Source organism: Pseudoalteromonas sp. SaAl2, from assembly GCF_052947895.1.
Genome location: NZ_CM129605.1, coordinates 167,304 through 190,365, shown reverse-complemented (window position 1 = coordinate 190,365; position 23,062 = coordinate 167,304). Strand labels below are relative to the sequence as shown.

Sequence of the window (23,062 nt, the reverse complement as noted above, 5' to 3'; positions counted from 1 at the left end):
CTTTTCGCGCGACTCTACGCAATAAAAATAGCGACGCCAACGCGAAAAAGAATATCAACAAAAAATCAATTAACATTTAAGTACCATAAAGATAAGGTGGTGAGCATGAGAAAGTAACTATCTATATTTTAATTTAAATAGCTCTAAAATACTATTGATATCATCAAAGCACTCTTTGTGATAAGTAGAGAATTGCTTAGAGTCAGACTCTTTGAGTACTTCACCTAACAGCTCTAAATTATAACATACAGAACCAAAGTTACTATCTCTCACATAATCAGCTAATTGAGACTGGTGTTGATCCTTCCTTGTTAAATTAGGCACAACTACGATCCGCTTGCCGAGTTCCAGTAGTTTATAAACTGAGCCAGCACCAGCATGTGTTATAATTAAATCTGCCCATTGATAATATGTAGAAATGTCATCCACAAAGGTGAAAAATTTGCAGTTTTTAGATGTTGAAGTTTTGCTAATAGGCGATTGAACAATAATTTCATACTCTTCACTTAACGCTACTACAGCATCAATAAGCGGCCCAAACTCAGTAGTACCTGTTGTTACAAAAACCTTCATAATCTACCTTTATAAATTGCCGATTTATAAAATTTCTTCATAGTTTTGTTTTGCACATAAAACAAGTTCACAAACTTAGATAAAAACCGACCAGAAAAGGAAGGTGCAGAAAAACGAGACCAACTTTCAAAACCAACCGTTTTGACCTTAAGAAAATGCAATATAAGTGTAGGTAAAAATGAGACACCTGGTCCAGTCGAAAGTACACCGACTATATTATATTTCCGGTATAGCTTATATACTGCCCATATCTGACTTAAAGAAGTGGGTATTAAGAATACTAATGTTTTGAGCGTACTCTGTTTATCTCTCAGCTCTTTAAACCTTATATACTCTACCACCTGCTCTTGAGTGGCTAATTTAGAGGTAGAATCAGTAATAGCAACAAATTGTATTTCTTCTGTTGTTGATTCTGCTAATAGACTTACAAGCCTTCTAATTTGTTCTTGATGACCACCTGAACCATAAGTTAAAACTATTGTTTTAATCATTTTTACCTTCTGCCGTTTTCAATTCCAAGTTATAAAAATTTACATTCGATATGGAGTCAGGCTTGTAACTTATCGAATGACCTCCATGAAAAAAACTAAACAGAAGCTTGGTTATAATATCAGGCTGCTTTAGATCATTAGAAAAGGTTAGATCATCTTTACATTTTTCATTTAAAAGTTGTGAATTACCTTGTACATATTGGCTTGCAGAAAAACAAATTTTACCATTTTGCTGTTTAGTATTGATGCCCACATTTAATGTAGCTTTATAAGTTTCACCAACTTTAAGGTTTACCTTATTTAAATAAAAAAAGTTTCCATAGCTTTGCTTATCATTTGGTAGATAATAGTAAACCCCTAATGCACCAGACTTTCCAAATACAGCTCTGACACTCCATCCTTTGACAGATTTATCGCCTCTAGCCATACCTCCGGATAAAATATGCTCTGGCGCCAATCCTAATAACTTCCCGCCTTTTGCAAAATCAAAATTTTCACCAAAACTAAAGTCAAAGCTTAACTCTAAATTAGAATAGCCTTTGTCGAGATCAAAAACCCTAATGACTCTTTCACTACCATAATCAGTAGGTATAACGGCCACTTTATAAGCAAGCTTATTGTCTAATTTAATGGGAGATATATTTTTATCACTAAGCAAGCAGTCTATTAGCTTATTAGTTACGTCTCCAACCGCTATTTTTTCTTCGCAATAGTAGTTATTTGCATACGCCATGTTTGGCATAATCATATGCTTTAACATAAAAACTAGAGATATTGTCCCAAGTACGAACAGTGTGCGCATAATTCGCTCCGTTAACTATAATATTTTTATTTAACTCTTCTGTAGTAGAGCGCATTAGTTTACTCAAGCTAGAAACCGATTCTGGTTTAAAAAACATACCATTATTATTACTTTCACCGCCACAGACTTCAACAATACCGCCTACGGAACTCCCCATAAATAATCGTCGAAATGCCATAGCCTCTAATGGCTTTAAGGGAGTGACTGTATTGCATATTTTTAAATTTAGTCTTGGAATCACAACCGCATCAACTGACTGATACACCTTGACTAGTTCATCTCTAGTAAATGAGCCATAATTGACTATTCGTGGATCGTTTTTATCGCTAATCAACTTATTTAATTTAGCTTCAAATGGACCTCTTCCATTAAAGTGCAATGTATACTTATTTGCATTACTCGCATCTTTAGGAAAAGCATCTGAAAATGCATTAATTAAGATGTCTAGGCCTTCAATCTCGCTAAAGTTACCAATATATCCAAATGAATTAATTTCTTTAGGTGCCTCAAAGTTCGTTGACAATTCAATAACACTATTTGAAATAGCATTTGGAACCACGCTAATTTTTTCTTCTTTAACCCCGCGCCCTACGAGCTCATCTTTTAATCCATTATTTATAACCACCACTGAGTCGGCTAATTTTAATGCCCACGTCTCTAACTTTTTTATAAGCTTGTTTTGTAGTCTATTATTAAACCTTTCTTCCCAAACAGATCTAAACTCATAAACAAAAGGTACTTTTAGTAGTTTAGCTGCTACATAGCTTGGGTATGCGCAAAAAAACATGCTATGCGCGTGAATCACATCAATTTTTTTTTCTTTGCTTAACTTATATATAGCGGATGTAAAAGGAAAAACATAAAATATTTTTTTTAACCTTTTCAATAAGCTGACTCGTTCTTCTGATATTGAAAGCTTACGCCCTTCGTTATAAGTTCTATGTACTTCGATGCCGTTAATAAATTCAACTTTGTCATCTGAATTTCCCTGCTGAAAAGGCGAGGTTATAACGGTTACTTCATTGCCATTTTTTTTCTGACTACTAACTATCCCCTCACTTCTTATCGTCGAGCCTGTCACATCAGGAAAGTAGGTGTATAAAACATGTAAAATTTTCATTTTTTATAAATCTTTATTTTATTTAACATTAAAAAATAGAATACAACAATAAGTAGTGACGTAACGTATTCTGGCTTTAAAAAACCACGATGAAATAGGTGGATATATTGCGTGAGCAATAATGTATAAACAGGGATGAAAAGCAAATTTCTGTAGGCCTGCACAATTATAAGCTTAAAGAGCACCCCCATACCAATTAAAAACAAAAATGCATACAGACCATAATCAATGTACAAGCCACCTAAGATACCAGGGGTTAACCCTCCACCTTCGACTGTTCCAAAAATTTTTCCTAATGTTTGCCCAGCGGCAAGCCTTTCCCCTGGTAATACTGTAAATAGATCGGCAAAGAATAATGGGTAATCATTTATATTATTTGTAATATTTTCTGAGATTAGTTTATTTGATAATCCAATAGTTTCTTTAAAGCCTAAATAAAAAGGAATAATTAAATATAAAAGCGGTGAGTTATAGTCAAAATATATATCAATAAGAACATCCACGGTGGCTAGCTCAGAACTTCCCGTTCGTCTTAGATAAAACCCCGTGAAAACAATTAAAAAACATATGAGCCCTAAAAAATAGTAGGTTTTATTTCTATTATTTTTTTTACCTAAAAGCTTATTCTTACAACCATTGACATACCATAACGTAATTAAATAAGAAACTAACGCTAATACTGATGTCCCTCGATACCCCATAAGTATAGCAGGCAGTACAATAATACTGACAAGAAGGAAGTGCTTCCTTGCCTTCATCAAAGGAACAAACGCTGCAATTGGAAGAGCAGATTTTATTATGTACTCTATCGCTGTCGGCACTCCAAATCTTAAGCTTTGATTTAATATAATCGGCCCTTTAGTTCCGTAAATATATAAAACACATAAGTAAACTATTGCTAGGTGTAAAGCGACTCCGAGTAAAACAAAGTTTTTATCACGCCCTAACCGAACTCGAATATCTTTTTTAATATTAAAATTTAGCATTAGAGGCATACATAAACACAAAAATGCAAAAAAATATAATTTTAGTGTATATACATCCGTATAACCTCTCCATGTGGAGATATTGAGTAACGCCACCATTAAATAGAAGGTTATAAAAAAAACAAAAGGCCTTTCAAGTTTTTTGCTATTGACACAAGTAAATACTGTCAATATAAAAAAGACAATATAAATTGCTATATAGTTATCCAGCAATAAACAAATTAAAGAAAGTATGATTGGAAATAGGTATTTCATTTACTGTCTATTTGATATCGATTTTGCAGGATTACCACCTACAACCTCGTATTCCATAACATTTTTGGTTACAACACTGCCAGCACCCACTACAGCTCCCTTTGCTATTGTTACCCCCGGCAGAATAATCACATTACTGGCAACCCAGACATCATCTTCAATAATCACCGCTTTGTAGTCATAGCCTTGTTGATTAATTTTATCTGTTTTACTTTTAAACATGTGGTTTTGACTATAAATTGTTACGTTAGGTCCTATGAGTACATCATTACCAATATGCACTCCTCCCCCAGCATTAATAATACAGCCGCGATTTACCGATGTATTTTCACCAATAGTTAGTTTACTTGGATAATCAATTTGCACCTGATCCCATAGCATACTTTGCTTACCTAATTTACTAGGTAACAACTTACCCCTTAGGTAACAACCAATTTTTCCTGGTATATTTTTTAAGAAAAATTGATACCACAAAATTAATTCATACTTCATGATAACACCTTACGCTAATTGGTAATTTGATTGATGGCGAACAAAAAAAATGAAAGTTAATAATCTACTGAACCAAACAACCGCCACTGTATATAAAATCAAAGAAGGCTGCTCGTTTATTATAAAACATGAGAAAACAAGACTAATAACAACCGCCAAAATAGTAACTAAATTAGACACTTGAATTTGCTTTGCAGTTCCTTTCAAACCAAACAGAGCTGAATACAAGGAATACACTGATTTGACAATAACAATAATTAAACATGGTAAGAAATAGCTAAGTTCAATTGTTAGTTCTAAATAACTACTGAACACCAGTAGAGCTACAAACCAAACACTAAAAGCGATTAACAGACCTGAAGTTACAAGTAGTACCTTTTTATTAAACTCCGTTTTAATATAACAAGTTTTTAATGCTGCAACTTCTTTAAACCCTATATACGAAGATATAATACTAAAGGGCATTATAAGTAACGATAGTAAATATACATAACTTGAGAATTGCTCTTTTTCAAATAGCTTTTCAACAAAAACTCTATCGAAGTTATTTAAAAGCACCAACACTAGCAAAGACATTGAAAAACTAAAAAATAGAGATGTTAAATTAGTTGGTGTCTCACTCGTTATTTTTAAATGTGAAAACAACTTAATTAGTACACCCACAGTAATAAATGAGCAAAGAGCCAACGCTATATATAATGACTCTTTTACATTTGAACCATTTGCAATCAACACTGCAAAGAATAGAGCAATTTTCCAAAAGTTATTTATAAATTGAGATGCAGTAAAACACTTGGTAATACGTAATAAGTTATATGCAAACACACTGCTAGCACTTAATAGTGCAACTAAAGCGGTCAACAAATAGTCCCCAACCCTAAACAACATTATGTTAGTAAGTAGAGAGAAACCAATTAAATAAAGTAGAAAACTAACAAACATAACTTTCAATATACTTTTTGGTATTTGATATTGAGTTCCTTTGACTTCACCACACCTAAGAAAAAGTTGTTCCGAGCCAAAAAAACAAAAGGAATATGAAATTGCACTAATCGTTAATAGTACATTCCAATAATAAAAGTCACCTTCGTTCATTGTTTTTTTTGCTAAAAATGTTGCCATAAAATAAAGCAAAGATGATAGCGCCATAATAAAAAATGATTTATTAGCAGTAATAAATTTGCTTATTTTCTGTTTCATTAAATGTAGAGCCCTTTTGTATCAACAACGATACCGTTTGGTTTAGCTGAATTTTTAAACTGAGTATGCTCTACTAAAAAGACATGTATATCTGCACTATTAGTTGCGGTATTAAAATCGGTCATTTCAACACCATCAATTACTGCATTTAAACTATTTAAGTTGGGTTCTACAGCTAAGATAGTACCTAGGTTAAGTTTTGATATCTTTTCAACTATTGTCATAGCTGGGCTTTCCCGTAAATCATCAATATCAGCTTTAAATGCAAGCCCATAGCAAGCTATTGTTATCTGCGATGCAGACTTATTAGGATTCATAAGTAAGTGTTCCGAAATAGCTTTTTTCACACTTTCTACAACCCACTCAGGCTTACTATCATTAACTAACCTAGCTTGATGAATTAGCTTCGCTTCATTAGGTGTTTTACTTACGATAAACCAAGGATCAACAGCAATACAATGCCCGCCCACGCCTGGTCCAGGCTGAAGTATATTGATTCTAGGATGACGGTTAGCAAGAGATATTAACTCCCAAACGTTTATATCCAACTGCTCACAAATAATAGAAAGCTCATTTGCAAACGCAATTTGCACATCACGACAGGAATTTTCAGTTAACTTAGCCATTTCAGCTGTACGTGCATTAGTTATTACACACTCGCCCTGCACAAACATTTTATAAAGCTCTATCGCGCGATTTGAGCACTTTAAGGTCATCCCGCCAATAACACGATCATTCTCAACTAACTCGCGTACAACATGGCCTGGCAGTACTCGCTCTGGACAATGAGCTACATTTATATCAGAGTCTTCGCCGGCAACTTGTGGGAATGTCAAATCAGGACGAGCTGTTGCTAACCACTCTGCCATTTGCTCTGTAGCGCCAACTGGTGAGGTAGATTCTAGTATTACTAAATCACCTTTTTTAAGTACAGGAGCGATTGCTTCGCTCGCTTTCTTAATATACGTTAAATCTGGCTCTGGTATTTCTGACTCATTATTTTTAAATGGTGTCGGCACAGCAATTAAAAAAGCATCCGCAGGCTCTGGTGAAGTCGTTGCTTTTAAGTACCCCTCTACCACTGCTGCATGTACGATCATATCTAGATCTGGTTCGACTATATGAATTTCGCCACGGTTAATTGTATCAACCGTTTTATGATTAACATCTACGCCGATCACTTTCTTTTTTCGAGAAGCAAACATTGCCGCTGTTGGTAAGCCAATATAGCCTAGACCAATAACTGAAATTACATTAAATGACATAGGTATCCTTTTAAATAGGTTCTAGGTTCTAGGTTCTAGGTTCTAGGTTCTAGGTTCTACAAATTCTGGTTGTAAAGTATTTATGGCAAGTTTTATATGTATATATTTAAACTTGCCAAACTATTTTTTGTAAGAGTGTGCATGGGGAAAACATACGCCTGCGCTATTCTTTTGCTAATATATCGCAGATACGTTGGCATGCTTGGCCGTCACCATACGGATTATGAGCACGACTCATTGCTTTATAGGCAGCTTCATCCGCTAGTAACTCATTTAGTGCTGTGGTTATTTTTATTACATCAGTGCCAACTAATTTTACTGTTCCCGCTTCTACCGCCTCAGGGCGCTCTGTTGTATCTCGCATTACCAGTACTGGCTTACCTAGGCTTGGCGCTTCTTCTTGAATGCCACCGGAGTCAGTTAAAATAATGTGTGAGCGATTCATTAAATACACAAATGGCAAGTATTGCTGTGGCTCTATTAAATGTACGTTATCAACATCTTTTAAAATACGTTTTACTGGCTCTTGTACATTTGGGTTTAAGTGTACTGGGTAAAGTATTTGTGCATCAGGGTGCTCTTTGGCTGTTTGTGCTAGTGCTTCACAAATACGCTCAAACCCACCACCAAAACTTTCGCGACGATGACCTGTAACCAAAATAAGCTTTTTACTTTCGTCAAGCATTGGAAATTGCGTAGCTAGTATATTACTTAGTTCTGCATCGTCTTCTATTTGCTGCTTCACCAGAAGTAAAGCGTCAATAACTGTATTGCCAGTGACAAATATACTTTCATTCGCATAACTCTCTTTTAAAAGATTCGCTTTAGACGTATCTGTTGGGGCAAAATGAAACTTTGTTAATGCACCAGTTAATTTACGGTTACCTTCCTCTGGCCAAGGTGAGTAAATATTACCGGTACGTAATCCGGCTTCAACGTGGCCTACCGCTATTTGCTCATAATAAGCGGCTAAACTTGAAGCAAAAGTGGTCGCAGTATCACCATGTACTAACACAACATCTGGTTTAAATTCTTTAAGTACAGGTGTTAACTCCTGCAAAATACGGCTTGTTACTTCCGGTAAGGTTTGGCCTGTTTTCATTAAGTTTAAGTCGTAGTCAGGAGTGATTTTGAACAATGCTAGAACCTGATCTAACATCTCACGATGCTGCGCTGTTACACACACTTTTACATCAAATCGCTCATCATTCTTCAGCGCATGTACAAGAGGCGCCATTTTTATTGCCTCAGGGCGTGTACCAAAGACCAGTAAAACTTTTTTCATTAAGTTTTTCATTTTTCTATACCCTATGCAGAAACGCTTACGAAACCAATTTTTGTTTGGCTAAAAAGTGACGAACCAACACAAATGCAATGCCAAAGACAAACCCAAATAATGTTCCTAAAATAACAATCAAGGCTCTTTTAGGCCCAGCTTTTTCTTCAGGAATGATAGCTGGATCAATTGTTTTAAAAATATATTCTTTTCTAACCTCAGAAAACATTATTGTTTTCTCTTGCTCTTCAACCAGGTTATGCAAAATCTTTTTAATATCGTTAATTGGTGTCTCAGCAATTTTTTCGTATAAGTAAACAATGCTTTGTCTAGCCTCAGCTACATCTTGCGCTTTCATTTCTTGATTGATATCTACAACTAACCAAGTTACCCAATCATGCGCAAGATTAGGAGAATAATGCTCAAGAGCAACTTTGACCATCCCTGTTTCAGTATCTAGTGAAACCGAAAATAGCTCTTTAAATCTTTTATATGCTTCTTGATCCGATGGTACTTTACCATAGGGTGCTACAGGCTTTCTAAGCCAAGAGTTTGTTTTAGCATCATATAAATCAGTATCATAAAACACTTCTCCACTAGCCTGATTCCAGTCAATTGCAGCTATAAGATCTGGTAAGATATTATGTGTATTGATAAATTTAGCTATAAACTTTCTAGATTTCATGACCTCGATAGCTAATTGTGTTTTATTAGCTGATGAGCCGCCGCCCAAATCAAATCCGGCGATACTCGCAAGACCTCCCAATTGGTCTGCCAACCCTGATATACCACCACCTTGCGCTTCACTGGAGGGCGAAAGTAAGGCCTCAGAACGATAAATATTAGGTTGCATAAGTGAAAAAATAATACTAACGACTGCGAAAACAACTGCAAGTAAAAATATTACAAGTTTCCCTTTACTTATGGCTGTAAAAACCTCTGTTAGATCTATTTCATCATCATGATTATTTTTTCCGAACTCATTTAGCATTTGTGGGTCAAGCATTAATTATTCCTGTGGCAATAAGTTTTTTGTAAATATATAGCTCTACAATAACTAAGCAGTAACAATACCTTAGCACTATTTTGAAACTGTATTGTCTAGTTATTAAATACTACTAATCGCAGCAACTGCTACACCTAGTTGATAAACAATCTGTGTTGCGGTGCTCCACAGTGTTAAGTTATCCATATAACCTGAGTCAAGCGGTACTACAATTGTGTCGCCCGGTTCAAGCATTTCTGAGTCATTAACGGCAAACCAGCTACCTGAGTCTGGAATTTTGACTGAGCCATTGGCTTTAATAATATAAATTCGCTCATCATCAGCGCGTACTTTTAAACCACCACTTAGAGCGATGTAATCATCAACGCCAACACCTGGTTTGAATAAATGTGATGTTGAGTAGTTTACTTCACCTATAACACTAATAGAGTCGCGTTTGCTTGGCACATAAAGAGTATCACCATCTTGTAAAACTAGCTTTTGCTTGTCTTCGACGATTAATGGCAAATCAATAACTAAGCGCCCTACAGCTTCAACATCAGCTAAGTCGATAAGTAGCTTGTTCATTTCGTCGTAGGAAAGCGAGGTACCGCCTACTGAGTTCTCAAAGCTCTTTTGCGCGATATCACGGCGTAACTCTTCAGATAATTTAGCTAATTGCCTTTGCTCTTGAACCCGAATTGACTCTCGGGTAAATATTGCTGCATTTTCTTCAGCAAATTCTGAAAAGCCACCAGCTCTTTTTAGTAAATTAGTTAATGTTTCGCCGCGACGTATAGTATAAACACCAGGAAACTTAACCTCCCCTTTAAGCTCAACTTTTACATTTTCTTGCCAATTAGGAATTGAGAAAACATTTAAACTGTCTTTACTATGCAAGGCTCGGTTATTACTGCTATCGCCTAACATTGCTTTTTGTAGGTTAAACTTAAAATGTTCAACTTTTGATGAGTCACCTGCTACTACACGTGTAATTTCAGCTTGCTCCGTGTAGGCTGATTCAAGTAAACCACCTGCCGCAATTATAAGTTCATTTACTTCAGCGCCAACAGTAAGCGGATACACACCGGGGTAGTTTACATGACCGTTAACTTCAACCAGCTGCATGGCTTTTTGCACTGAAGCTTGCTGTTTTAACTTTGCTTTGATTGGATGTAATAAATTATAGCGGCTAAAGATAGCGTAATCTTCAGGTGCAAGCTCGTCTTCACCTTGCTCTTCTGCTTTACGCTGTTTTGCTAATTGCGCAATTGTGAGATTGGCTTCTTCTTGTGCTTTTATGAACGGGTCTTCATCTTCTAGCACCCCTATGTATCTTTCAAATTCTTGTTTTTGATACGCATGCCATTGTTGAGCTTTAATTTGCTGCTGTTGCTGCTGTTCAGTTAGCGCCATATTTTTTTAAAGCTAGCTCTTCTGCTTCTTTTTCTTCAAAGCGACTAAATACTAATAGTTTATCGTTGGCCTGTAATACTAAATCGTGTTTCGCGGCTTTAACAATGGCCTGCGCTACATCAAATTGATATACCTCAATATCGCCTGCAATATTGATCTCTCGGATCAGTAAACCGTAGCTTAAATCAGCTTGAGGGAGTAAATCTCCACGTACTGATTTAAACACATCAGAAATACGCTTACCTTGATGCCACTGGTAGTGACCCGGACGAGCGACAGCACCTATTACACTGATTGAGTTTTGATACTGCAAGCTGATTGGGTTAAAACGAAGGCGATCGCCATCTTTTGGCAGATAATTTATATTTTTGGCGGTAAAATCAAATGAAAGAATTTCCTTCGTATTGTAATCACTATAACGCTCGACTACAGCTTTACTAGCATAGGCTTCAGGTTTTAATCCGCCAGCCATGTTCAATAGGTCTTCAGCGGTTTCACCCTCTTTGAGTTCAAAAATAGCAGGACGCTTAACAAGACCTTCTACCGCAACCTGAGCCCCTACCGACGGAACAAATACCACGTCGCCCGGCTTTAAAATAATATCGTTGCTGCTATCGCCTTTAATCAATAGATCATAGAGGTCAAAATTAGCGACAACTTTACCCGCTCGTTTTACTTGAATGTTACGCAATGAAGCAATGTCAGATACCCCACCACTAACAAATAAAGCATGTGAAACCGTGGTAAGAGATGAAACGCTATAGCTACCTGGCTTGTAGGCTTCACCCAATACTAATATACGAATGCTACGCAGCTGACCAACAGAGACAAACGCTTTTATACCTATTATTTCTTGTTCTACTTTTGCTTTTATTAGTTCTTTTACTTCGGCAAAAGTTAACCCAGCAACTTGTACTGGGCTTAAATTTGGTATGCTAATGCGCCCTTCACGGTCAACCGTTACAACATGCTCTTCACTTTCTTTACCATAAAAATTAATATTTAGCTGATCACCTCGCCCTATTAAATAGGTGTCTGGCACTGCTGCGTTCTCATTTGGCATGAATGAAGTTGGCTCGCCTGCGAATAGCTGATAACCGAAAGGTTCAACAGTATCAGCTTTTGGTTTAAAGCGCTCTTCATCGGTCAGTGCTTCTTCTTCACTCTTGGCACGAGGCTGAATTGTAGGTTTCTCCTCGGTGCTGGTTTGCTGAGCGCTAGATCCGGTAATTGTGGATAAGTCGACACCATACTGCTTTGCTAAAGCTTCTTGTTGGGCTTTTGGTAGTTTTTTAAATTGCTCAATTTGCGCCGCACTTGGCGTGAAAGCCCAAGCAGTTACAGTGCTAAAAAATAACAAAGTCATTAAAAGTTGTTTAAAAAACATCACAAGTAGGTGCATCCCGAGTTCAACAGCCAAAAGATTGGCTATTCTACATTATTTCAGTACAAATAAAAAAGGGACCTAAGTCCCTTTATTACAGTTAAATGTCATTATAGTTATTAAATGTGTTAAAAACTGTAAACCAATGTCAATGACGTTTCAGTATCTGTATTTTCTTTGTCATCAGCAACGTCTGAGTTATGCGTAATATTGTACGCAACTTTCATTTGTAATGAGCCGTTGATTTTTGCAAGTAATGCCGTTTCAGAGCGAGTTTTAGTGTTAGTATCACCATACTCAACTGCAACTAGTTGCGTAAATTTAGCGTTATCAGAAATCTGCCAATTATAATCAAGTTTACCTAACGCAATGATTTCACTGTCAGACTCACCTGCATTTGGAATGCCATCTTCATCAACACTGCCTTCAGGGAATTCAAAATATTTGTAACCTGGACCAATTTCAGCGTTTAACCACATATCAGAGCGGTCAAGTAAGCGTCTGCCGTAACCAGCTGAAATTACTGCTTCGTTACGATATGCACCAAAGTAATCTGACACATATGAGCCGTAAATATATAAATGAGAGTGCTCTTCATTTAATTTGTAGTTACCTTGTGCTGATAACGAGTACTTTTCGTTAGTACGCTGGGTTTCTTTAGTGCCGTCAGAATTTTCTACTTCGTCTTCTTTATAAAGTCCGTCGATTTTGTATTCATTGTTCCAGTTTTCTAGGTTATGTAACGCTTTAATACCACCTTTTAAAGTGGTTGTTTCAGTGTTACCGCTAGTGATAATTGCACCTAGCTCACTAGTAATATCCCATGTTTGAGTTTCTTCTGCGAATGCGTTAGTTGAAGCTGTTGCTGCAACTAAAATTGATAAAAGCTTTAATTTCATTTAAAAAATAACCTTTGCTACTTTGAGTTAAATTAGAATGCACTAAAAGGTGGTTTAACCACCTTTTAGTTTAAAATGTTTTAGATATTAATCTTGCTTGTGAAAATGCACATCCATTTGTGGGAATGGAATATTAATATTTGCATCATCCAGTGCGATTTTAATGTTTTCCATTAAATCGAAATACGTTGGCCAGTAATCAGCTGCGTTAACCCAAGGACGCACTACGAAATTCACACTTGAATCGCCTAATTCGTTAACGGCTACTGTATAAGCAGGGTCTTTAAGTAAGCGTGATTCTTTATCTAATACAGATTTCAATACTGCTTTTGCTTCACGCAGATCTGCATCATAGCCAACACCAATTACTAAATCGATGCGACGTGTTTTTTCACGAGAAAAGTTAACAATTGGGCCTGACATAATAGATGAGTTAGGCATGATAATTACTTTATTGTCTGGTGTGCGTAATTCAGTAGAGAAAATCTCAATTTTATCTACACTGCCCATTTTGCCACCGGCTTCAATAAAGTCGCCAGATTTAAATGGACGAAGAAGAATAATTAAAACGCCAGATGCAAAGTTTGATAAAGAAACCCTGTAATGCTAAACCAACGGCTAAACCAGCTGCACCAAGAATTGCAATAAATGATGTAGTCTCAATGCCGATTTGCGATAGTGCCATTAAGATAGTTGCCATAAATACGATGGCATAGACAATACTAGAAACAAAAGAGCCAACCGCTCTATCGACGTTCTTTTTAGCGAATGCTTTTTCTGTTAGTCCAGCACAAAATTTTGCGATACGACCACCAAGTAAAAAGATTACCAATGCAATAACAGCTTGTATGCCGTAATGTAAAATTAAACCTGAATTTTCGTTTATCCAATTAATGATTGTATCCATATTCACTCCTGATGTGGTATTAAGCCGTTTGTAGCTTAAATTATATCTCATTTAAAAGTATTATTTTATAAATTTATAGACTTATATATCAAACACTCTATTAAATACGAAATTTCTGAGGGCCGTAAGTCTATTTAACTAATATGAACATAGCATTAAAGTGTGTTTTTTGGGCAGGCTACGCCATTTTAAAAACTTTTTTAGCTTTTTTTTGCCTTTTCCCCTTCACAACATTTATAAAGTTATGTATTATCCGCGCCACACCAAACAAGGTGTGTTGTGGCGGTTGTAGCTCAGTTGGTAGAGCCCCGGATTGTGATTCCGGTTGTCGCGGGTTCAAGCCCCGTCAATCGCCCCATTTTTTCCCTTCTATTTAATTTCGTATCTTTTTTAATATCCCATTTCAATTTTTATATCGCAAATCCAAATATAAACACAATCAAGACTAAAGCCTGTTCCCACGTTATATTTACACGTGGGAGAGCGCTTTAGCGCCGATTAGCGTACCCTCGCTAACTTTACTCTCGCCAGCTCGCAAGCTGCTTTCTTGCAGACAAAAAAATGCCACCTTTCGGTGGCATTACACACGGGATTATTTCTACATGTAGAAATTCTTTTCAAAAATTAGGTTCTAGGTTCTAAAGGGCTTAACTTGAACCTTTAATCTTGTTTCTTGCAACTTTACCCTTTTAACTTGCAGCTCGATCATTTCCAGCTTTTCATTTTATGCCCTTTTATAGCATAAAAAAGGATAAACAAATAACAAGGTAGCATAACAATATAGGCAGCTTGCTGGGCATCAGCTGAATCTACACCACCACTGGCGAGACCCCAAAATAATGGACCAAATGCACCACCGGCAATACCCATCACTAATAACCCTGAACCTACGCTGGTTAATTTACCTAAACCAGATAACGCTAGCGGCCATACCGCAGGCCAAACAATTGCATTGGCAAATCCTAACACAGCTATCATCAATAGTGTATCAGGTAATTGCACTTCTAAACCTAATGCGTTTGCAACAACCACGGAGCTTGAATCACTAAATACCACAGCTAGGGTTAACACGCTACCTAATATCGCAGAAGAACTTAATGCTGCTTGCTGCGATATAACGCGTGGGATAAGCGCAATACCAATAATATACCCCAGTACCATACACGCCATGGTGTATGAAGTCATAACGCTGTATTTTTCAACACCTAGCGATAGTGCAAACGTTCCTATTGTATCACCTGCGATAACCTCTACGGCAACGTATACAAATAATGCAACAACACCCAATGCTAAACTTGGATGTGCCAGTGCCGCTTTCACTTGGCCTTTTTCATCTTGTTCTTCGTCATCAAGTAGCTCAGGCAGTGGCATTTTTGTTACCGCAAAGCCTAGCGCACCAATAAATAATGCCATGCCTAAATACGGGTAGATTAGGCTATTTGCCATTGCATCAATTTCTGGCTGTGTTAACTCTTTACCTACAGAGCCTGTAAAGTCACTTAATATCAGTGCAGTAAATACAATAGGTGCAATAACACCCGCACCTTTATTTAAAATGCCCATCACACTTACACGCGCTGCAGCCGACTCTTCTGGCCCAATACGCACAACATACGGGTTAACCGCCGTTTGTAATAAGGTTTGACCAGCCCCCATAACTAACTGAGCAAATAAAAACAGCGCAAACACTTGAGTTTTAGCCGCAGGGATAAACAGTAAGCCAGCGACCATCATGGTGGCCATACCCAGCGCCATACCATTTTTATAGCCTACCTTACGGATGATCATTGCTGATGGCACTGCGGTAAAAGTTACTGCAATATAGAAAGAGAATAAAATCAGCGATGCTTGGAACGGGCTAAGCTGCAATACTTGTTTTAAGTAAGGCATTAATGAGCCATTTAACCAGGTTGCAAAACCGAGTATAAAAAATAGAGTGGCAACGATGGCCATGGGTATAAAATTACTTTGCTTATTTGACACGGTGGCTTCCATAAAACATTCTTCTTGTTGTGTGCTTTCGTTATAGTTATCTATATTTTTAGTAAGTATCTTAACTAGATTTACTTTCACATAGCTTGATTCTAGTGGGTAGTTTATAACATTACCCTAACAAAAATGACAGCGCTGCCATAAAACTTTACTTTAATTACAGGCATATTACTAGTAACGATTTATTTTACAACTAACGAAAAAAAGGGCCTAAAGGCCCTTTCATTTTCATTATCATTTATAATACATTAATTTATATGAGTAATTCTGCTGTTAATTTGTTCGTTCAAGCGGCTACGCAGAGCAATAGCTTGATTTTCAGAAACACTGATCGGAGCTGTATAAAGCTGCCAAGTGTTGCCATTGTCTAAACTATACTCAACATCTAAATAAGCAAATGGTGTATTAACATGTAATTTACCATTTTCAATTACCCCACCAGGGACGGGTAAATTTATACTTACATCAGAACTTGCAAGCTTAGTAAGCTCTTTTATACCTACCGCTGCGGCAAATTGTGACCAATCTTCTGCGCGCGCTTTTGTATTAACTTGTTCCCCTTCCCATGATGCTTTATGCCAAGCACGCTCTGCGACTGATAAAATACGCGGGAAGATCATTGCAAGAACTTGCTCTTCGGTACGAATAGTCTCAGACCAAACCTGACCTTGCATACCTAAAATATTCTCAGGCTTTTCAAGTTGTGGTAATGGGCGGCCAACAAGTGCTTCTAAATTATCAATTGGCTCGCGGGTACGGGTGTAATCAGCATTGGCGTACACATCATCGGGCATATAATTAAATGTTTTTGCTGTATCAGTAAAACGTGTTGCCCAGTAGTAGCCGCGTTCTTCTGGGTGTGCTTCGTACGGGTGATCAAAATACAAATGCGTACCGTGAGATAGAATAACTTGATAACCGGCATTTGCTAAACGGTATGCTCTATCTGCAACGCCCCATTCCCAAATGTTGTCCCATACATTTGCGGTAAAGGTTTTATTTGGAAATTCATCACGTTTAAATGGGTTGGTGCGGTCGTACATTAAGCCGTCTTCCCAGGCGCCTGGTGAAATGCCACGTTTTTCTAGTAGTTTAGCTACACGCTGAGTAAAGTAAGGTTTTAAGTCAGCAGCTCCGGCCACGCCGTTATTAGGATCAGCAAACATGGCTTGGCAGATTGGTGAGTCAACCCAAGAGCCTGCGCCAACTTCATCACCACCAAAGTGCAAATTAGTAAGCTGAACACCCGCTTCACGATACATTTGCTGCAGTTCATATGTTACTTTATCTAAAAATGCGTAGGTCGAGTCCATACACACATTCATTGAGTTATCTTTGTAGTTCTGTACCGTCATATAAACTGAAGTATCGTTTGGATCACTCAATAAATACTGTGTTGCCGCACTGATATCAATTTGTTGGACTTCTTTACCTGTTTGCTTGGTATTGACTAAATTGTTTTTAGCCGCGTTTTTAGCTTCATCACTGAGCTTATGGTAGCGCGCTTCCATTGCTTTTATAGATGCACGCGCATGGCCTGGACCTTCAATTTCAGGGATGATCTGAATATGGCGATCTTTAGCAAACTTTAACAGTTCAACAAATTCGCTTCGAGTAAGATAGCCGTTACCTGAGCCAGATTTAAATGGCCCAGTACCAAGCTGCGTTAATAAACATTCGCGCTCTTGTAAATCAAAACAGCGATAGCCACCAATATCTGTTAATTCAGGTAAGCCAGGGATCTCTAATCGCCAGCCTTCGTCTTCTGAAAAGTGCCAGTGTAGCTTATTCATTTTATAGCGAGCCATTTGTTCAACAAGTTTGAACATTGCCTCTTTACCGTGGTAGTTACGGCCATTATCGTAGTGCATACCACGCCAGCCATATCGAGGGCTATCTTCAAGCTCTAACTGTGGCACTTCAATAGCGCCTTTGCTGTTGGCAGGGATTAAATTAAGTAAACTTTGCATGGCGTAGAATACACCTGCATTATCACTGCCGACGATATCAATACGGTCGTCGTCAATTTCGAGGGTATAGCTTTCGCTTTTACCATCCGCAAGATTTGGGTTTACAGTAAGGCTGATCAGCTTTTCTTTATTCGCTTTAATATGATCAGGCTGTGCTTTAAGTGTTAAACCATAGTCATCTTGCAGGTCTTGCATGAAAACCATAACTTCACTTTTTAACTGCCCTTGAAAACGAATTTGCCAGCTGTTATCAAGCTTGGCCACACCACGATTAAATTCAATGTTTTGCGGTTTTGGAATAATACGCTTAAGCGCATCTTCTTTTGATACTTTAATAATCGCGGCCTGATTACGCTCATAACGTACTTGTGGTGTGATCAATACAGTGCGATCTTTAGGGTCGTTGTAACGACGCAGCTGATTTTCGCGCTCAAACGGAGCAACAAATTGACTCATATCTTCGCTATCGGTGTTGGCAAAAATAGCGGGGTTATTGTCACCTGAAACAAAAAATGCACGAGGCATAAAGTCGGTATAAGCGACTATCCACACTTGGGCATCAAACTCGATATCTAAGCTTTTACCTGCGGCTAAACCTTTAAAGTCTTTGGTTGGTACAATACGGTGTAAGTCACCATTTACGTGTTCAATGTTTAAACCAACAACATGCTCGGTATTAATTTTACGAACAGAGTGAATATAAAGCTGCCAATCACTTTCACCAGCAGGAAGTGCAACATCTGATTGGTTATTTAGGGTAATTTTGCCTAAAAACCCTGAATCTTTATTTTGAAAGTTGTCGACAACCGCAAATGTTAGTGTGGTTTGTTTTGCAAAATTATTGACCTCACTTTGTGATAATTGCGCTTGCGCCAGAAGCGGCATAGCAGCGATTAAACCTGCCAAAGCGTGCTTTTTAAAATCCATTACTCTCTCCTCGTTTATACCCTAAGACTACGCATTTCCCCCCGCATAATCTCTTATTATTATTTATTTACTCCTCCCCATCATATAAAAACTAAAATGACAGCGCTATCATTAATTGAAATAAAAGCTATCAGCTAAAAACTAAAAACCGTACTTGTGTTTAGTCAAGTACGGTTTTTAGTTATATCTAAAATTGACGGCTTAAAGCTTCTGGCTTTATATTTTCATACACACATATTTTTCTTCTAGGTATTCGTCTAGTCCTTGGTGGCCGCCTTCTCGCCCGAGGCCTGATTGTTTTACACCGCCAAAAGGAGCAACGGGGTTTGAGAGCAGCCCTTCATTAATACCTACCATGCCGTACTCTAATGCTTCACTCACGCGGTAGATTTGTTTTATATCTTGGCTATAAAAATAAGCAGCAAGGCCGTATGGTACGTCGTTAGCCAGAGCGAGAACTTCGGCTTCTTCATCAAAAGCAATAATGCTAACTACTGGACCAAATACTTCTTGATGGTAAATGTCCATTTCAGGGGTAACCCCAGTTAAAATAACGGGTGCTTGAAAGTTACCACCTAATTCTTTGACATCATTTATTTGAGTTGCGCCTTTTTGTTTAGCATCGTTGAGCAGCTCTTGAACTTTTTGTTTGGCTTTAGCATAAATCAACGGGCCAATATCGCTATCGTCTTCAAAACCATTAGCAACTTTTAACAAACCTACTTTTTCATTTAACTTTTTAACGACTTCACCTAACACGCTGCGCTGCACAAAAATGCGGTTTGCAGCCACACAGGTTTGCCCTGCGTTTCTAAATTTAGCGCCCATTAAACCGGTAACGGCTTCATCTAAATCAGCATTATCAAAAATAATAAACGGCGCATTACCACCAAGCTCCATCGATGTACGCTTAATTGTGGAAGCGCATTGCGATAGTAATTGCTTACCTACACCGGTTGAACCGGTAAACGTGAACTTACGAACAAGCTCAGATTCTGTTAACAATTCACCAACCATTTTCGCGTTCTCAGATACCAATACATTAAATGCCCCTTTTTCAAAACCTGCCTGATCAGCTAAATAAGCCAGTGCAAGCGCACAAAGCGGGGTATGTTCTGATGGTTTTAATACAAAACTACAGCCTGCGGCATAAGCTGGGGCTACTTTACGAGTCACCATGGCTATAGGGAAGTTCCAAGGTGTAATACCGGCCACAACTCCAATTGGTTGCTTAAAGCTAGTTAAGCGGTGTTGATTGTCTGTTGGTGGGATCACATCGCCATAACTACGTTTAGCTTGCTCGGCAAACCATTTAATAAAGCCAGCACCATATTCTACTTCACCGAGAGATTCTTTGGTGGCTTACCCTGCTCTTTGGTCATCAACTCGGCAAGGGTTTGTTTGTGCTCTATAACTAGCTCGTACCAACGCATTAATACTTCACTACGCGATGTAGCATTAGTCGCTTTTAATTTTACAAATGCGCCTTTTGCAGCAGCAATGGCGTTCTTAACACCTTGCTCGTCAATATCACTGACTTCTACGATACTTTTTTTCGGTAGCAGGATCATCTACGCTAAATCGCGAATCGGTTTTATAAAACTCACCGTTTATAAACGAGTCTGAAAAAATAAGATCACTCAAAATACACCTCCGAAATAGGGTTGAACCTGTAGCAGCGGATTTATTCCGCGTCAGTAGCAGCGGATTTACTCCGCGTCAGTAGCAGCAGATTTACTCCGCGTTCAACATAAAAACGCGATAAAAAAAACGCGACGTAAAGTCGCTGCTACGAACAAAAACACCGCGTTCACATTGAGCGCGGTGTTTTCTTTAAAGCTTATAGCTCTTATCTTACAGCTACACTTTAAATCAATGCTCTTCATTAACGATATTGAGATTGTACTTAGGTATTTCAACCACAAGATCTTCATCTTTAATGATTGCTTGGCAGCCAAGGCGTGACTCAGACTCTAAGCCCCACGCTTTATCTAGCATGTCATCTTCTAGTTCGTCACTTTCATCAAGTGAATCAAAACCTTCGCGAATTACTAAGTGGCAAGTAGTACAGGCACATGATTTTTCACAGGCGTGTGGAATACTAATACCGTTTTTTAAAGCAACATCTAAAACTGTTTCACCTGTTGGTGCTTCGATTGCGGCGCCGTCAGGACATAATTCCGGATGGGGAAGAAAAATAATTTGTGGCATTCTAACCTCTTTAAACGTTGTCTACTGACTGCCCTTGCAGTGCTTTTTTTAATCGATGCATCCATTCTACGCTCAGCGAATACGCTACTGGCGTTATCTACTTTTTCAATGGCTGCTTTTATATCACTTGGCTCAACGGCTGACTCTCTAACTGCTGCAAGCGCTGTAATTTCTGCTTTTAGGTTACTCAGTTCAGCTTCATCAAGCAATTGACTATCTGTAGCCAGAGATGCTTCAAGCGCTTCAATTACACGTAACGCTTCTACTTGCTGCTCTTTGAGCATACGCGCTTGCATATCGTCTTTCGCGTTTGTCATTGACTCTTTAAGCATGTTTGCAACTTGGTCGTCTGATAAACCAAATGACGGTTTTACCTGAATATCAGCTTGTACACCAGTCGACTTTTCCATGGCTGACACACTCAATAAGCCATCGGCATCAACTTTAAAGGTGACGCGAATATGCGCAGCACCAGCGGCCATAGCTGGAATACCTTTTAAGCTAAATTTAGCTAATGAACGGCAGTCATCAACAAGCTCGCGCTCGCCTTGCAGTACATGCAATGACATAGCTGTTTGGCCATCTTTAAAAGTGGTAAATTCTTGTGCCCGTGCAACAGGGATTGTGGTGTTACGCGGAATGATTTTCTCAACCAAACCACCCATGGTCTCAAGACCGAGCGACAACGGTAGTACATCGAGTAATAGCATGTCTGAGTCAGGCTTATTGCCTACCAGCACGTCGGCTTGCAATGCTGCACCTAAGGCAACAACGCGATCAGGGTCAATCGATGTTAATGGCTCTTTATTAAAGAACTCAGCTACTTGATTACGTACAATCGGCATCCGGGTCGAGCCGCCTACCATCACCACTTGCAATACTTCGTCATTTTCAATGCCAGCATCTTTTACTGCACGACGACATGAACGCAGTGTTTTTTTCACTAGCGTCATTGCCAGCTCTTCAAATTTTTCGCGGGTGACTTCAACCATGTATTTTTCATCGTCAAATTCAAGGCCAACGTTCACTTTTGCATATTGGCTCAATGCCTCTTTACACGCTTTGGCTTTATTGATGAATAAACGAAGTACCGAAGGCGATAAGTTCATTACGCCGGTTTCACGCTTAAAGTGATCCACTAATAATGAGTCAAAGTCATCGCCACCTAGGCTTGAATCACCACCAGTTGCTAATACTTCAAATACACCTTGGTTTAAACGCAGGATAGAGATATCAAACGTGCCACCACCCAAGTCATAAACAGCAATAATGCCCTCTTGACCCGAGTCTAAACCGTAAGCAACAGCCGCTGCCGTTGGCTCGTTTAATAGGCGCAGTACATTGATACCGGCAAGCTCTGCTGCATCTTTCGTGCTTTGGCGTTGTGCGTCATCAAAATAAGCAGGTACTGTGATCACGGCACCTAAAATATCTTGTCCTGCAAAGCTTTCTTCTGCACGTTGTTTAAGTGCTTTCAAAATATCGCTTGAAGCAGTGATAGGACTGATATTGCCCGCAGCTGTGCTGATTGCTAAGGCACCATCATGCTGACAAAAGTCATAAGGCAATTGGCCGTAGCTTTGCTGTATTTCTGTTTGAGTTTTACCTAAAAAGCGTTTTACAGAGATAAGCGTATTTGCAGGGTCTTGAGTTGCCGCTTGCACTGCTTGCTCGCCCACAGTAACGCTATCAGCTTGATAACGAACTACTGACGGTAACATAGCTGCACCACTAACATCGGTTAATGTGCGTGCTTCGCCGCTTTGAACAGTTGCTACTAATGAGTTGGTTGTGCCAAGGTCGATACCTATGGCTAACTTATGTTCATGTGGTGCCGCGCTCTGCCCCGGCTCAGCAATTTGCAATAATGCCATAATGCTCTTTTAACTCGCTTTGACTTACTATTATGAG

At 38.4% G+C, this 23,062-nt stretch carries 14 protein-coding genes, 1 tRNA gene and 4 pseudogenes; 1 reads left to right on the top strand and 18 read right to left on the bottom strand.

What is annotated here, in order from left to right:
* Positions 1-117: 117 nt before the first annotated feature.
* The 13 genes and pseudogenes from pssE to ACU8V8_RS00825 all read right to left on the bottom strand — a co-directional run bounded on the left by pssE (position 118) and on the right by ACU8V8_RS00825 (position 14,051).
* Entirely contained in the window at positions 118-573 is a 456-nt protein-coding gene (pssE, locus tag ACU8V8_RS00885) for a PssE/Cps14G family polysaccharide biosynthesis glycosyltransferase (protein WP_446888515.1), read from the bottom strand.
* A complete protein-coding gene (gene pssD / locus ACU8V8_RS00880) occupies positions 570-1,064 on the bottom strand; it encodes a PssD/Cps14F family polysaccharide biosynthesis glycosyltransferase (RefSeq protein WP_446888514.1) in 495 nt (164 codons plus the stop codon). Before pssD ends, pssE begins: the two co-directional genes overlap by 4 nt.
* Positions 1,057-1,806 carry a polysaccharide lyase gene (locus ACU8V8_RS00875; RefSeq protein ID WP_446888513.1) on the bottom strand — a complete coding sequence of 250 codons (750 nt, stop codon included), beginning with the start codon at positions 1,804-1,806 and terminating at the stop codon, positions 1,057-1,059. The genes pssD and ACU8V8_RS00875 overlap by 8 nt, the downstream gene beginning before the upstream one ends.
* Positions 1,781-2,986 carry a glycosyltransferase family 4 protein gene (locus ACU8V8_RS00870; RefSeq protein ID WP_446888512.1) on the bottom strand — a complete coding sequence of 402 codons (1,206 nt, stop codon included), beginning with the start codon at positions 2,984-2,986 and terminating at the stop codon, positions 1,781-1,783. Before ACU8V8_RS00870 ends, ACU8V8_RS00875 begins: the two co-directional genes overlap by 26 nt.
* Positions 2,983-4,227 carry a hypothetical protein gene (locus ACU8V8_RS00865; protein ID WP_446888511.1) on the bottom strand — a complete coding sequence of 415 codons (1,245 nt, stop codon included), beginning with the start codon at positions 4,225-4,227 and terminating at the stop codon, positions 2,983-2,985. Before ACU8V8_RS00865 ends, ACU8V8_RS00870 begins: the two co-directional genes overlap by 4 nt.
* Positions 4,228-4,719, bottom strand: coding sequence for an acyltransferase (locus ACU8V8_RS00860; RefSeq protein WP_446888510.1), 492 nt, complete (start codon positions 4,717-4,719; stop codon positions 4,228-4,230).
* A 9-nt stretch (positions 4,720-4,728) separates the two neighbouring features.
* Positions 4,729-5,919 (bottom strand): hypothetical protein, encoded by a 1,191-nt coding sequence (locus ACU8V8_RS00855; protein ID WP_446888509.1) that lies wholly within the window; start codon positions 5,917-5,919, stop codon positions 4,729-4,731.
* Complete coding sequence (gene wecC / locus ACU8V8_RS00850) at positions 5,919-7,184, bottom strand: UDP-N-acetyl-D-mannosamine dehydrogenase (RefSeq protein ID WP_446888508.1); 1,266 nt, start codon at positions 7,182-7,184, stop codon at positions 5,919-5,921. Before wecC ends, ACU8V8_RS00855 begins: the two co-directional genes overlap by 1 nt.
* A gap of 163 nt (positions 7,185-7,347) precedes the next feature.
* The gene (gene wecB / locus ACU8V8_RS00845; protein WP_446888507.1) at positions 7,348-8,469 is read right to left on the bottom strand and encodes a non-hydrolyzing UDP-N-acetylglucosamine 2-epimerase; all 1,122 of its coding nucleotides are present in this window, start codon (positions 8,467-8,469) and stop codon (positions 7,348-7,350) included.
* Positions 8,470-8,506: 37 nt separating this feature from the next.
* Entirely contained in the window at positions 8,507-9,466 is a 960-nt protein-coding gene (locus ACU8V8_RS00840) for a Wzz/FepE/Etk N-terminal domain-containing protein (RefSeq protein WP_446888506.1), read from the bottom strand.
* 102 nt (positions 9,467-9,568) lie between these two features.
* A pseudogene (locus ACU8V8_RS00835) lies at positions 9,569-12,248 on the bottom strand (SLBB domain-containing protein).
* A gap of 125 nt (positions 12,249-12,373) precedes the next feature.
* Positions 12,374-13,144, bottom strand: coding sequence for a DUF481 domain-containing protein (locus ACU8V8_RS00830; protein WP_446888505.1), 771 nt, complete (start codon positions 13,142-13,144; stop codon positions 12,374-12,376).
* An 87-nt stretch (positions 13,145-13,231) separates the two neighbouring features.
* A pseudogene (locus tag ACU8V8_RS00825) lies at positions 13,232-14,051 on the bottom strand (mechanosensitive ion channel family protein).
* A 282-nt stretch (positions 14,052-14,333) separates the two neighbouring features.
* On the opposite strand from ACU8V8_RS00825, the gene ACU8V8_RS00820 reads away from it, so the two are divergent.
* Positions 14,334-14,409 (top strand) — tRNA-His (locus ACU8V8_RS00820).
* Between the two features lie 347 nt (positions 14,410-14,756).
* Here ACU8V8_RS00820 and nagP read toward each other — a convergent pair.
* The 5 genes and pseudogenes from nagP to hscA form a co-directional block, all read right to left on the bottom strand.
* Positions 14,757-16,046, bottom strand: coding sequence for an N-acetylglucosamine MFS transporter NagP (gene nagP, locus ACU8V8_RS00815; protein WP_290210350.1), 1,290 nt, complete (start codon positions 16,044-16,046; stop codon positions 14,757-14,759).
* Between the two features lie 245 nt (positions 16,047-16,291).
* Positions 16,292-18,940 carry a family 20 glycosylhydrolase gene (locus ACU8V8_RS00810; protein ID WP_446888504.1) on the bottom strand — a complete coding sequence of 883 codons (2,649 nt, stop codon included), beginning with the start codon at positions 18,938-18,940 and terminating at the stop codon, positions 16,292-16,294.
* Between the two features lie 216 nt (positions 18,941-19,156).
* Positions 19,157-20,584: pseudogene (locus tag ACU8V8_RS00805) on the bottom strand (NAD-dependent succinate-semialdehyde dehydrogenase).
* Positions 20,585-20,812: 228 nt separating this feature from the next.
* A complete protein-coding gene (fdx, locus tag ACU8V8_RS00800) occupies positions 20,813-21,151 on the bottom strand; it encodes an ISC system 2Fe-2S type ferredoxin (RefSeq protein ID WP_087533302.1) in 339 nt (112 codons plus the stop codon).
* Between the two features lie 10 nt (positions 21,152-21,161).
* Positions 21,162-23,025: pseudogene (gene hscA / locus ACU8V8_RS00795) on the bottom strand (Fe-S protein assembly chaperone HscA).
* Between the last annotated feature and the right edge of the window lie 37 nt (positions 23,026-23,062).

Bases quoted from the DNA above. Each gene is read 5' to 3' on its own strand.
- ACU8V8_RS00810 (WP_446888504.1), bottom strand. From the start codon at position 18,940: ATGGATTTTAAAAAGCACGCTTTGGCAGGTTTAATCGCTGCTATGCCG.
- pssD (WP_446888514.1), bottom strand. From the start codon at position 1,064: ATGATTAAAACAATAGTTTTAACTTATGGTTCAGGTGGTCATCAAGAA.
- ACU8V8_RS00840 (WP_446888506.1), bottom strand. From the start codon at position 9,466: ATGCTTGACCCACAAATGCTAAATGAGTTCGGAAAAAATAATCATGAT.
- ACU8V8_RS00830 (WP_446888505.1), bottom strand. From the start codon at position 13,144: ATGAAATTAAAGCTTTTATCAATTTTAGTTGCAGCAACAGCTTCAACT.
- ACU8V8_RS00875 (WP_446888513.1), bottom strand. From the start codon at position 1,806: ATGCCAAACATGGCGTATGCAAATAACTACTATTGCGAAGAAAAAATA.
- wecB (WP_446888507.1), bottom strand. From the start codon at position 8,469: ATGAAAAAAGTTTTACTGGTCTTTGGTACACGCCCTGAGGCAATAAAA.
- fdx (WP_087533302.1), bottom strand. From the start codon at position 21,151: ATGCCACAAATTATTTTTCTTCCCCATCCGGAATTATGTCCTGACGGC.
- ACU8V8_RS00860 (WP_446888510.1), bottom strand. From the start codon at position 4,719: ATGAAGTATGAATTAATTTTGTGGTATCAATTTTTCTTAAAAAATATA.
- pssE (WP_446888515.1), bottom strand. From the start codon at position 573: ATGAAGGTTTTTGTAACAACAGGTACTACTGAGTTTGGGCCGCTTATT.
- ACU8V8_RS00870 (WP_446888512.1), bottom strand. From the start codon at position 2,986: ATGAAAATTTTACATGTTTTATACACCTACTTTCCTGATGTGACAGGC.
- nagP (WP_290210350.1), bottom strand. From the start codon at position 16,046: ATGGAAGCCACCGTGTCAAATAAGCAAAGTAATTTTATACCCATGGCC.
- ACU8V8_RS00865 (WP_446888511.1), bottom strand. From the start codon at position 4,227: ATGAAATACCTATTTCCAATCATACTTTCTTTAATTTGTTTATTGCTG.
- wecC (WP_446888508.1), bottom strand. From the start codon at position 7,184: ATGTCATTTAATGTAATTTCAGTTATTGGTCTAGGCTATATTGGCTTA.
- ACU8V8_RS00855 (WP_446888509.1), bottom strand. From the start codon at position 5,919: ATGAAACAGAAAATAAGCAAATTTATTACTGCTAATAAATCATTTTTT.